General features: G+C 38.7%; 11 protein-coding genes. 5 read left to right on the top strand and 6 right to left on the bottom strand.

All coding sequences use genetic code 11. From position 1 onward, the window contains the following. Positions 1-82 precede the first annotated feature (82 nt). Entirely contained in the window at positions 83-754 is a 672-nt protein-coding gene (locus BUR11_RS16475; protein WP_074226062.1) for a class I SAM-dependent methyltransferase, read from the top strand. A 4-nt stretch (positions 755-758) separates the two neighbouring features. Here the strand turns inward: BUR11_RS16475 and BUR11_RS16470 are convergent, their stop codons facing one another. The 6 genes from BUR11_RS16470 to rbfA form a co-directional block, all read right to left on the bottom strand. Further along, a complete protein-coding gene (locus BUR11_RS16470; RefSeq protein ID WP_074226175.1) occupies positions 759-1,547 on the bottom strand; it encodes a DUF3050 domain-containing protein in 789 nt (262 codons plus the stop codon). 68 nt (positions 1,548-1,615) lie between these two features. Then, positions 1,616-3,406 carry an ABC transporter ATP-binding protein gene (locus BUR11_RS16465; protein ID WP_074226061.1) on the bottom strand — a complete coding sequence of 597 codons (1,791 nt, stop codon included), beginning with the start codon at positions 3,404-3,406 and terminating at the stop codon, positions 1,616-1,618. A gap of 95 nt (positions 3,407-3,501) precedes the next feature. After that, entirely contained in the window at positions 3,502-4,638 is a 1,137-nt protein-coding gene (solA, locus tag BUR11_RS16460) for an N-methyl-L-tryptophan oxidase (RefSeq protein WP_074226060.1), read from the bottom strand. 133 nt (positions 4,639-4,771) lie between these two features. Next, positions 4,772-5,374 (bottom strand): hypothetical protein, encoded by a 603-nt coding sequence (locus BUR11_RS16455; RefSeq protein WP_074226059.1) that lies wholly within the window; start codon positions 5,372-5,374, stop codon positions 4,772-4,774. Positions 5,375-5,550: 176 nt separating this feature from the next. Beyond that, positions 5,551-6,777 (bottom strand): FtsX-like permease family protein, encoded by a 1,227-nt coding sequence (locus tag BUR11_RS16450; RefSeq protein WP_074226058.1) that lies wholly within the window; start codon positions 6,775-6,777, stop codon positions 5,551-5,553. 12 nt (positions 6,778-6,789) lie between these two features. Continuing rightward, the gene (gene rbfA, locus BUR11_RS16445; protein ID WP_074226057.1) at positions 6,790-7,173 is read right to left on the bottom strand and encodes a 30S ribosome-binding factor RbfA; all 384 of its coding nucleotides are present in this window, start codon (positions 7,171-7,173) and stop codon (positions 6,790-6,792) included. Positions 7,174-7,267: 94 nt separating this feature from the next. On the opposite strand from rbfA, the gene BUR11_RS16440 reads away from it, so the two are divergent. The 4 genes from BUR11_RS16440 (at position 7,268) to BUR11_RS16425 (ending at position 12,060) form a co-directional block, all read left to right on the top strand. Beyond that, positions 7,268-8,656 carry a hypothetical protein gene (locus tag BUR11_RS16440; RefSeq protein ID WP_074226056.1) on the top strand — a complete coding sequence of 463 codons (1,389 nt, stop codon included), beginning with the start codon at positions 7,268-7,270 and terminating at the stop codon, positions 8,654-8,656. Positions 8,657-8,740: 84 nt separating this feature from the next. Next, positions 8,741-10,186 (top strand): hypothetical protein, encoded by a 1,446-nt coding sequence (locus BUR11_RS16435; RefSeq protein WP_074226055.1) that lies wholly within the window; start codon positions 8,741-8,743, stop codon positions 10,184-10,186. Positions 10,187-10,318: 132 nt separating this feature from the next. Next, positions 10,319-10,939 carry a DUF4255 domain-containing protein gene (locus BUR11_RS16430; RefSeq protein WP_074226054.1) on the top strand — a complete coding sequence of 207 codons (621 nt, stop codon included), beginning with the start codon at positions 10,319-10,321 and terminating at the stop codon, positions 10,937-10,939. Then, entirely contained in the window at positions 10,936-12,060 is a 1,125-nt protein-coding gene (locus tag BUR11_RS16425) for a hypothetical protein (protein ID WP_074226053.1), read from the top strand. Before BUR11_RS16430 ends, BUR11_RS16425 begins: the two co-directional genes overlap by 4 nt.

Raw genomic sequence — 12,060 nt, 5'->3', positions numbered from 1 at the left:
TGGAAAAAATTAAGAAAAGAATCACCTAGGCTGATTACTTTTGGGCTTAATTGTTTTCCGAAAACGCTCACCCGAGCAATTTATGAGTTTTATTACCGATTTATTTGCTGCATCAGATAATCCCAATTCTTTAGGAGCAAAACTTAGAAATAAAAGGCAGCAAGTTTTTGAAGCCCTTTTCTTCTCTCATTTTAAAACTTCCGAATCCATAAAAATTTTGGATGTAGGGGGTACTGACTATTTCTGGAAAAACAGTTCCCTACCTAAAATGCCTCAGGTAGAAATTACCCTTCTGAATTTGACCAAAGAAAAGGTAGAGCAGCCTGGGTTGAAAAGTGTAGTTGGAGATGCCACTTGTATGCCAGAATTTGAAGACCAAAGCTTTGATCTGGTATTTTCAAATTCGGTAATCGAGCACGTGTATACCTGGGAAAATCAAGTGAAAATGGCCAATGAAATCCAACGGGTAGGAAAGACTTTTTTTATTCAAACACCCAACAAATACTTCCCCATAGAGGCACATTATGCAATCCCTTTTGCACAATATATGCCGAAGTCCATCATCTTTCCCATACTTACCAAAACGAGGTTGAGCCGGCTTCGCAAATGGGATGAACGAGATGCCCAACAATATTTGGATGAGATTTTATTACTGGATGAAAAAGGAATGAGAAACCTATTTCCAGGTGCATCGATTTATAAAGAAAAGATGTTTGGAATGGTCAAATCTCTATCTGCCCATAATCTGGGCTAATTCTTTAAATCAATTCGTATTTTTTTTCTTTGATAGAACGATGGATTCCATCCCAAAGGACTTTTCTTGCCTGCAACGCTTCCCTTGCCGCTTTTTCGGATTCTTCAAACTTCTTGGGATCATCTCCCATTAAAAGACTTACCATTCTCCAAGCCAAAGGTCCATGTTCCTCCTCATCCAAATGGATATGCCGATCAAAATAAAAGGAAAGGGTCTTCAATTTCTCAGGTTGATTTTTCACTAATTCATCCACTAGTTTTCGGAATAAATCAGGAATCAAATCTTCCCTTCCCAAAGTAAAGGAAGCCGCAACTTCGTGAGGTTTCCCTTTAGTTACCATTTCATAATTCAATTTCAGGAAAGTCCTTACAAAGACAGGTAATTGAACTTCCTCCATCGCTTCTAAAAAATCAGCTCCAGATTTCAGCTTTTGCAGCATCAAATCAATGTCATAGGTTTCTGCTCCTGCTTCTTTCATTGCTCGCAAATAGAGCTCAAAATGGCTACAATACCCTCCTTCACCATCTTCATCACTCTCTTCTGCCAAGACAATATCATTGATAAGTCTGGCAATCATCGGGTCTGAAGCAGGGACCCAAGGAAGATTGATTCCCGTCAATTTAACTTGCAAGGATTTTAACAAACTCATAAAGTCCCAAACTGCAAATACATGGTACTTCATGAAAATATGAAAATCTTCCAGGCTAGTTAGGTCTTTATAAATAGGATGATCTAATAAGATTTCTCGTTCGATCTGAACAGATTGAATTAGTCTTTCAAGCGGAGTACTCATACTTTTTTTTGAAGAATTACGAAACGGAGCCATCCTTGGATGACAAAAGACAAACTTTCTTTTGAAACTTAATTTTCCGCGAACTGAAGACGTACCAAATTGGCATAAAAGCCCTCATCTTTGGTAATCAAATCCTGGTGATTTCCTTCCTCAATAATTTCTCCGTCTTTCAACACGTAGATCCTATCCACTTTTCTGATGGTAGCCAGTCTATGGGCAATAATGATGGTCGTTCTGCCTTTCATTAATTCATCCAAGGCTTCTTGAACAAGCGACTCGGATTCTGCATCTAAAGAGGAGGTAGCCTCATCCAAAATCAAAATGGATGGATCCTTTAATATCGCTCTTGCAATTGCCACCCGCTGTCTCTGTCCTCCGGATAGTTTCACTCCACGTTCTCCTACCAAGGTATCTAATCCCTCTGGGAATTGACTGATAAACTGCCAAGCGTTTGCCTTCTTGGCTGCCTCCATAATTTCAGCTTCTGTCGCATTTGGCTTTGCATAGGAGATATTCTCACGGATCGAGCCGCCAAACAAAAGAACTTCTTGAGGAACCATCCCTACCTTGCTTCTTAGTGCTTGTAGGTCCCAATTGGTGATATTTTTATCATCCACCAGAATTTGACCATTTTGGATATCATAGAATCGAAGAAGCAATTGAATAATCGTGGATTTTCCTGCCCCTGAATGTCCTGCCAAAGCTACTTTTTCTCCTGGATTGACATGGAAACTTAGGCTCTTTAAAACTTCTACTTCTGGTCTGGTAGGATAATGGAACTGCACGTTTTGGAAATCGATCTTTCCCTGGAAATTCAAGGCAACATCCCCTCCTACTTGTTCTGCCTCCTCTTCCAAAATCTCCAGCACCCTTTCAGAAGATCCAATGGCCTTTTGGACCTGACCATAGATATCCCCTAATCCTGCAATAGATCCTCCGATAAACGTGGTATACAAGACAAATGAAACCAGCTCACCTACACTCATATCACCTGAACCCACTAGGCTTGCCCCATACCACATCACGGCTACAATCCCGCCGAACAAAGCAAAGATGATGAATGAGATAAATGCTCCTCTGTATTTGGCTTGTCTCAAAGCTACTCCTACTACAGAATTCAATCCTTTCCCGTAGCGAGCAGATTCATATACTTCACCAACAAAAGACTTGACCGTGCTGATGGACTGTAAGGTTTCTTCTACGATCACGTTGGCAGCAGCCAATTCATCTTGGGTTTTCTTTGAAAGTTTTCTGATAAACTTCCCAAATACCATCGCTATCAACACCAATACAGGGAATGTGCCCAGCATGAATAAAGTAAGCTTCGGTGTATTAATTAATAGAAATGCCACTCCAGCTATCAAGGTGATAATCTGTCTGAAAAACTCTGCCAGCGTAACTGAAAAAGTATCTTGAAGCAAACTTACATCCGAAGTGATCCTTGAAATCAGCTCTCCGGTTCTTCGGGTATCGAAAAACTTCATGGGCAAACGTACCATCCTAGAATACAAAGCCAATCTTATATCCCGCATGGAACGCTCAGAAACCAATGCAAATAACCAAACCCGAAAGAAAGAAAAAATACTCTGGACAGCTAAAATCCCAACGAGTATAAGCGCTATGGAATTAATATCTGAGACAATCCATTCTGTGCCTTGAGCAGCGTCAATGAGCTTACCAGCAACAAATGGAAACGTCAATAAAGTTAAAGAAGAAAAGAGCAGGAACACCAAACCCAAAATAAATGCCCATTTGTAGGGCATTAAAAAACGGAATATGGTTCCGATCTTTTCTAAATTCTGCTTTGACAACTTCCTCTTTTCGTGCTCTTCCAAAGCAGTGCCTCTTTGTTTTGCCATTAGACTTTCTTGGTAATTGAACAGACAAAAGTAAGAGTTTTTGGAAGTATATCCTCCCAGATTTTAGAATTCCCTTTCCCAGAATAAAATTCTACTTATAAAATGAAACGAGGAGTCCTTTGCAAGACCCTATCTGCCAAATATTCTCCCAAGGCCGCGGAATGTTTGAACCCATGTCCCGAGCATGCAGATACCATCCACTCACGTTCATTATCCACATTTTTCTGGATGATAAATTTCGCATCCTTAGTCACTGTGTAAAAGCATACTTCAGATTTCAAAAACTCTGGTTTCAACCCGCCAAACCTCGGTTCAACTTGTTCCTTCCAGAACCTTTGCTGCTCCTCCTCTCCAACTTCTCTAATGATTTGGTCAGGATGGTCCACGGCTTCAAATGATTCGGTTGCCATCTTTATAGACACCCCATCTAAACTAGGAAAGCCATAGATAAAATCCTCTGGATTCGGACCATGACCCCACATAAAAACCGGATAGTCTTTCCAATCCTCTTGGTCAATTTTTACCCAATGGAGTAATTGCCTGCATATTTTTAAATTGGAACGGCCGGCCTGAGATAAGAAATCTTTGATCCAACCTCCGGTACAATTGATCACTACATCTGCTACCAAACTTTCACCCTCTAATTCTACTTGAACTTTTGAATCAGACCGTTTCTTCACCTGAAGTACTGGACTATTTCTCAAAACAATGGCTCCATTCATTTCAGCAAGATTGATTTGGACCCGAATGGCTTCTTCAGGTTTTAAGTACCCCGCAGAATATTCAAAATAGGCAGTTCCTTCTTCCTCAAGTTGAAATAATGGGTATTTCATTTTCAATTGATCAGAGGACATCATTTGGTGTGCAATCCCAAATTGATCGGCTATGGTAACGGTGTTCTTAAAAAAACCTTCCACTCCATGTTTGGCCCATGGCGTTTTTCCTGAATCCAATAAAACACCTCCACATTCCGTAAAAATAGAGTTTCCTGAAATCGACTCGATTTCTCTCCATATTTCATGAGATCGTTTGACCATAGGAACATAAGCATCCGACTCCCCTACTGCCAATCTTGTGATTCGGGTTTCGCCATGGGAAGATCCAAAATGGTGTGGAGGATCAAAACGATCAATTCCCAAAACAGAAACTCCAGCTTTTGAAAGTTGGAAAAGGGTTGCAGATCCTACTGCTCCCAAGCCGATTACTATTACCTCAAAATCCCGAAATTTCATATATGCATCAAAAGACTACAAAAAGATCCTATTTGATTTTCAAATTACAAGGAAACCAAAAAAAATGGGTTAAAAACCGGAAAACTCAGTTTTTAACCCATTGGAAGGTCAAAATTCATTGTGTAGGATTTTTCTACTTTTTGCCCATCTGAGCATCAACCAATTCACGTTTTAACTTTCGTTCGCGTTCTAAGGTGTTTTTTCTGTGGGAGTCAAATTCTTCTTGAACTTCCGCCAAATCCTTTTGGGCTTTCTTGATTTTTTTAAAGCTTCTCAAGTATTGCATGGAGAAAAATGCAAGGGCAACCGCCAAGATTGCCACCAATAGCCACATCATAGAACTATATACTCCTTTGTGAATGCCAATACCAAAAAAGGTGAAATTGTCTTTGGCAGCAATGGCTTCTTCTTTATCTGCCTCTGCTTGCAATAGTACCGTATTCATGGTGCCAATTGAGTCTTTTTGACTGGAAATCTGTGTTTTAAGATCAAACACTTCCTGTCTCATGGTTCTCATGGAATCCAAAATATTGGACTTTAACCTGTCCAGATTTGTCCGTTTAACTACCTTATATTCTTGGTAATTATTGGATACATTGTAGATATAATCAAACTGGCTATCGATCGTGCCACCGTTTAGAGATCCCTGATCTGAAGAACTGTCTTGTGCTTGAGTTAGATTTCCAAGTCCTACAAACAACATCATCAAACTACAAAGGGTCAATACTTTTAACATTGGGTATTTAATTTACAAATTGGGGGATTGACATCGGGGCTTCAATAAACATGCCTCGTGGCAAAAATAACACGATTTTTTTGATCCTCTTTTTTACAAGCCTTGAAAATTCATTAGTACACCTTGATTTTCAATTGATTAAACAGGATTAATTTATATTGAAGAAACCAGGTCTCTCAAAGTTCCTTTACCGTGTCCACTTTGGAAGCAATAAATGCGGGTCGATAGCTTGCTAATAAAGTAATTCCAATAACAGCTAAGCTAATCCAAATAAAGTCTGTCCAGGCTATTTTTACTGGATAAGAATCGATTACTGCCGATGAAATTCCCAAGGAAACCAATCCGAATTTTTCCTGAGCCAGACAAATCAAAAAACCCAAAATCAATCCGATAATTGCTCCACTCAATGCAATCAAGGCACCTTGTTTCAGGAAAATTCTACTGATCAATTTATCAGGAGCTCCCATGGCTTTTAAAACGGCAATATCTTTTTTCTTCTCAATGGCCAGCATACTCAATGAAAAAAAGATATTAAATGAGGCAATGGCCAAAATAAAGGTCAAAGTGAGAAAGACGAAAAGCTTTTCTAGCTTCACAGTTCTCAATAATCCCGCATGTTGCTCATCCGTATTTTTGACTAGAAATCGAGGACCTAGCAATTCCTTTAAGCTTGATTGTATCGAATTGATAGAATGGCTTTCCTCCACTTTAATTTCCAAGGAGGTCCTTCTATTTCCATAATTCAATAGATTTTTTGCGAATTCCAGTGGTGCAATGACATACTCATCATCAAACTGTCGCTCTATACTGAAAAAGGCAACTGGGTCCAGAATCGCCGAGGAATACAATTGATTGGGATCAATGGTAGCGGCCGACCTAGGAGCTTTGGGGTAGAAAACTTTTAATGGGACGATCACATCATTCAAATTGACTGAAAGGAAAAAGCCAACCCCCCTGCCTAAAATCGCAGCAGGTCTTAAATCCGTCCCCAAGGTAGTATCTCCCCAAAAATAGCCATTTTTAAACCTGCCTTGGTCCAAGAAATTGTCTGAGACTCCTTTCAATCTTGCCACAATTTGATTCCCATTGTAATCAAACAAGGCATTGTCTTCTATCACCTCGGTCAATACCTCCACTCCCTCCAGAGATCGAATACTATCTAACCAGTCTTCGGTTACTTCAAAACTTTTCCCCTCTGCAGCTTCTATCTTTAATTCCGCATCAAAACTGGCAAAAAGACCTCGAATTAAATCCTCCAAGCCATTAAACACCGACATCACAATTACCAATGCCATGGTACCCACGGCTACTCCTACCATAGAAATGGTGGACAGGATCGTGATAAAGTTCCGCTTTTTCTTACTGCGAAAATATCGGCGCGCTATAAAGAAACTAAGTGTCAATAGCCTTAAGAATTAATCCTCTGAATCTTCGTCTTCCTCTTCTGGAGCTTCCGGAATATTCAAATCAGAAATGACCTTGTCCATATGCTGCGCATAGGAAGCAGAGTCATCCGGGAAAAATGCGATCTCAGGAATAATGCGGACTGACTTTCCGATTCTTTTGGCCAATTGATGCCTGATTTCTTTTTTATGTTGGTTGATCAGCTTGTAGGTAGCATCTGGATCAGTGAGCAAAAAGCTTAAATATACTTTTGCAAAGCCCAAGTCAGGGCTGACCAAAACGTGAGTGATGGTGATCATTGCTTTCCCTACAAGATGCTTGGCGTCTTTTTGAAAGATATCTCCAAGCTCTTTTTGGATCAATTTGGCGTATTTTTGTTGTCTTTTACTTTCCATGTGAAGTATTTGTGGTACAAATTTAGCGAAATAGTTGGGCAACCTTTAATTTCGGGCTTAGACTACCCAATACTAACTCAATTTTCCAGACATCTTGCTTAGATTTTTCAAAGTTAATGACCCTTTCAGACTCGTAGGTTTAGCAATTTATTTGCTTGTACTTACTGCCATATTTCTGATTTGGGACCCTTTCCCGCTTACTACCCTCCAGCTTTCCTGGATGGTGTTGGGCGAACGACTTGGACAAGGATATTTCCTTTATCAAGATATCATTGATAATACTGGGCCACTTTCAGCAGGATTTTTTACAATCGTTGACTTTATCATGGGAAGAAGCCCTTTAGCCTATGAATTAATCGGAAGGGTCTTCATTTTGTTTCAAATCATTTATTGGAATACCATCTTAATTAAATACCGGGTGTTTGATGAGAACACCTATTTGCCTGCAATGATCATGGCAGCGCTTTTTCATTTCTCATTCGATATGCTTTCTTTAAACCCTGCCATGCTGGGAAGTACATTTTTGATTTTGGCATTGGGCCAATTGTTTTCCCAAACGGTGCTTCAAAAAGAAACCAGTGAATCCACCCTTTTGATAGGTATTTATGGAGGTCTAGCAGCAGGATTTCATCCAAGTTATATTTTTTTCTTACCCTATATGATTCTGACTGGGATTGCCATCAGTGGTTTTTCCTTCCGCCAACTCATGCTTTCTTTGGTTGGATATACTTTGCCGATTCTTCTGATAGCCGTGTTCTATTATTGGAATGACGGACTTCAAGAGGCTATTGATATTTGGCCTCTGATATTTAAATCTTCCAGAGTTCTTTTCCAGTCGTATTGGAGTTGGTTAATCATAGGTGCATTTCCTATCCTGCTTTCCTTAGTAGGGTATTTCTTGGGAGCTGTACTAAAAGGCTCTACCATCAACCAGCAAAAGCAAAGGCAATTGGTCATTTTATGGCTAATTTTTGCTGCGGCTGAGTTTCTGTTAATTAAAAATCAAGCGGGATATCAACTGATCATTTTTGTTCCGGGACTTTCTTATTTGATTACTCAGTTTTTTCTTCACATTCGAAGAGGAATGATCCCGAATCTTGCCTTTTACTTACTTATTATGGGCCTACCGGCATTTGCCTGGTGGTATTGGCAATTCAACGTGGACAACCCTTCCTATTTTGTTTCTGAGCAGGTAGATACATCGTTGGAGGGTAAGGAAATTATGATCCTAGGGCCGGATATTTCTGGTTATCAACATGCTAAATTAGGAGGTCCGTTTCTCAATTTCGAATTGAGTAAACTCTATCTTGACCAAGACAGAGATATCCCAGAGAAAGCCAAACTATATCAAATGCTGCAACATCAGCAGCCGAAAATTATCCTGGATCAAGAAGGCCTTTTTCAGTCTATTTTAAATGATTTTCCAGAGTTGAGCAGACACTATTCCCAACGCACCAAAGGAACATTCACCCTTATTAATTAGGTATTTATTTGACATTCAATGAGATGAAGTGTATTTTTAATACTACTACTTTTCATCGATCACTTTTCAATAAACCTACTTTTTATGGGTACAATTTTCCAGTTGCTGGAATCTTGTTCTTCTTCCGAGAAGAACAAATTTTTGCAATACATTTCAGTAAATAACGCTCCAAATTCAAAGAAATATCGACTTCTAAAATTGATGATCGATTTCCCTCATTTGCCGGATCAAGAGTACGCTAAACTCTTATATCAAAAATCCAATCTTCCGGCTTTCGCCCAATTAAAAAAAAGACTGACAGAAGAACTTCTTTCCATTATAGGATTGGTTAAAAAAAATCAATTTCAAAAAAAAGACCGGCTACGCGCCCAAGTGGTAGAATTGGTCATGAAGGCAGAACAGTTTTTTAATCTGAGTTTAGAAAAGGAAGGGGTGAAAGCTCTAAAAAAGGCTCTTTATTTAGCTGGAAATCAAGGATATACTGACTTAATTCTATGTGTACATGAAACTGCCAGATCTGCAGGGGTAGCAGAGCCCATTGATCAAGAAGAACTGCAGCGATTAAAAAATGCTTTATGCAAGCAATTGGAACTGACCTTCCATACAGATCATACAGAAAAAGAGATTCAAAAATCCAAATTCATCTCAGTTAGAAAATCAGTATTACAAACTGAATCCAATAATGAGGTACTTAACCTTTTGGAGAAAACTGAAGAATTCCTAGAACATAATCAGATCTCTTTAGCTTCAGAGGCTATCCAAAAGGCAGAAAGTATCTTATATTCTTATCCTTCTATCCATCAACCTGAAATGATATGGAAGCTTAATTTAACCCAGCAGCAGGTACTTTTAAAATATGGGGCATTCGAAGAACTGATCCAAAATTGCCAAAGAACCTTACTCATCAAAGAGCTTCCTATGGATGCAAAATCAGAAGTTTATAAAAATGAATGGTTTGCCTCTTTTTATTTGAAAAAGACCAAGGTTGCCAAACAAATTTTATTGAAGCTAGCCCGCCAGAAAAAAGTCTATAAGAAAAACACCTGGCAATATTTTGAATCATTTCTATTATTTCAAGAAGGGGATTTGGAAGACTCCCTTATCCTTAACCATGAATGTCAAAGGAATCTGAAAGGAATACCTGAATTCTATCTTGGATCCAAACTTCTTGAAATCATGATTTTAATAGAAAAAAATGAGTGGGATTGGGTAGAATTTAAATTAGAGAGTTTTCGTAAAACCCTTTATTCTTTAAAAGGTAAAGTGAATTGTCGTATCAAATCCTTTTTCAATTGCCTGCAATTACTGCAAAAGACAAATCCCGATTGTTTTTCAGAACGATTGGAAAATCATACACATTTTCAGCTTCTTCAGTCTGCAAAAGATTCCTTTTCATGGCAACCTGGTACCTATGAATTAATTCCATATCATCGTTGGATTTCACATCTATTTACTACTGATTCTCAACCCAAAAATTCTCAAGCATTCACCAGCACATTTCGTCAAAAAGAAATTATTAGTAATTACTAACATACTGATTAGTAGTTTTTTATTTAATAAATAGGATAATTTTTTGAGTCATTTTTCAGTAAAACATTCCTTTGCTGCCTATCCTGCAAGTAGTACCTTTTAGTACCCTTTTAAGTTTTTCATTTTTTTAATATGATTTATTCGGCATTAGAATTTTTGACGCAGGAACTAAACGCCTTTATCAAATTAAAGGTGGGTGATACGGTAGGTGATACCAATGGAGATCGGATTTTTCTATCTTCTGTAACCAATGAAAACGGAATTATTATTCCTGATAAAAGTCTTGGACTTTCTTTAATCAATATTGAAGAGGAGCGAACTTTAAAAGAGCAAAAAAGCACCTTTATCAATTCGGTTGGAAAAGTTGAAAAACGCAACCCGGACATCCAGCTAAACCTATATGTCTTGATCACTGCTAATTTTCAAAACAAAAAGCAGAATGACTCATCTGATGATTATGTAGAAGGTTTAAAACAATTGGGGTATGCCATTTCTTTTTTTCAGGCAAAAAATGTTTTTACAAAAGAAAATAGCCCACGACTAGCTGGAATAGACCCAGGCTTATCCAAACTCGTAGTGGAGCTATACAGTTATTCATTTGAACAATTATATAACTTTTGGACTGTAGTAGGAGCAAAATATCTCCCCTCTGTCTTATATAAGGTCAAAACAATCCGAGTTCAAGAAAACGCAATTCAGGAAAGTGGAGATCCAATCGAAAAAATTCACCTTGATACCCTACATAAGTCATGAGCATTATCTACTCTCGCCTAGGCGAAGTAGCACTTCGCCATGAATATTTTAAAGATGGGGTTGCCAGAGATTTGGTCTTATGGCCCTCTGAAGAAACTTCAAGAATATTCCAAAATGGGAAAATCATTTTTCGTCAGTTCCAAGGTGGAATGATCTTACTTTACAGAGCAGAAGAAGACGAAACCACTCCGATTTCTCCTCTTACACAACCTGTATCCTTTTATTTTTTCTTTCAGCCTAAAAATCCCGCCGACTTTCTTCAAATTTCTGATTTGGATGACGGAAGTAATCTCTATTCCTCTGGTAAACTTCCCTTTTTCTTCAATGTTCCTGCAAATGCCTCTTCGGATGAATCAAGTCCGGAAAATTTAAGCTATGATTTACTGGATGGCTTAAGGGCCAAAGCTTTCGGAATAGAGCTCACATTGGAACCATTCCCTCCATCTGTAAGGATCAAAGTTAGGAAGGACCTTACTCAGGTAGTATCGCCTGGAAAAGATGAAAATGGGTTACCCTTACCTGATCTTTTTGAAATTGCCCCTGATGACCAAGGAAAAATACGGTTCACTTTTGATTTAAGAGGAAAAGCAGAAGGTATTTATACGTTCACTTTGAGAGATGCTGGAAATACTACCGACCTGTGGAGCAAAACTTATTGGGTAGGAAATGAACCTGCTAGCCCATTGGGATTGATTCGTTTGGAATATGTGAATGCACCTTCCAATTTGTATGGTTCCAAAGAGCATTACCGATTGACCATTCCAAGCCAAAAAAGCCGGTGGACTTATTTAATTGTCAATGGGAATCAAAAGGTTGATCTACTTTCCAAAACATTAGAAATAGAAGATGTGGATGCTGACCTTCCACCTCCTTATTCCACCTATCAATTCGATCAAGTTGGAGATAGTCCCAGTACCGATATCAAAATAAACAATAGGGAAACGGTCGTTTTTCGATCCCAAGTGGAAATACCCTTTTTTGAAACCCCAAAACTCAGCCTTCGGCTGGTAGAAAACCCGGGTTCCAAAGTTTTGGTAGCTGATCTTCCCAATCCTTCGAGAGCCGCTCCCACCAAAAAGATTGGAGCAGATTTAAACACTGAAATTTATGTATTCATCTAG

Source organism: Algoriphagus halophilus (assembly GCF_900129785.1).
Taxonomy (GTDB): Bacteria; Bacteroidota; Bacteroidia; order Cytophagales; family Cyclobacteriaceae; genus Algoriphagus; species Algoriphagus halophilus.
The sequence above is the reverse complement of the archived record's forward strand: the minus strand, read 5'-3'. Positions and strand labels throughout refer to the sequence as shown.

Coding starts and splice junctions, on each gene's coding strand:
- BUR11_RS16475 (WP_074226062.1), top strand. CDS start 83: ATGAGTTTTATTACCGATTTATTTGCTGCATCAGATAATCCCAATTCT.
- rbfA (WP_074226057.1), bottom strand. CDS start 7,173: ATGGAAAGTAAAAGACAACAAAAATACGCCAAATTGATCCAAAAAGAG.
- BUR11_RS16465 (WP_074226061.1), bottom strand. CDS start 3,406: ATGGCAAAACAAAGAGGCACTGCTTTGGAAGAGCACGAAAAGAGGAAG.
- BUR11_RS16470 (WP_074226175.1), bottom strand. CDS start 1,547: ATGAGTACTCCGCTTGAAAGACTAATTCAATCTGTTCAGATCGAACGA.
- solA (WP_074226060.1), bottom strand. CDS start 4,638: ATGAAATTTCGGGATTTTGAGGTAATAGTAATCGGCTTGGGAGCAGTA.
- BUR11_RS16430 (WP_074226054.1), top strand. CDS start 10,319: ATGATTTATTCGGCATTAGAATTTTTGACGCAGGAACTAAACGCCTTT.
- BUR11_RS16455 (WP_074226059.1), bottom strand. CDS start 5,374: ATGTTAAAAGTATTGACCCTTTGTAGTTTGATGATGTTGTTTGTAGGA.
- BUR11_RS16435 (WP_074226055.1), top strand. CDS start 8,741: ATGGGTACAATTTTCCAGTTGCTGGAATCTTGTTCTTCTTCCGAGAAG.
- BUR11_RS16425 (WP_074226053.1), top strand. CDS start 10,936: ATGAGCATTATCTACTCTCGCCTAGGCGAAGTAGCACTTCGCCATGAA.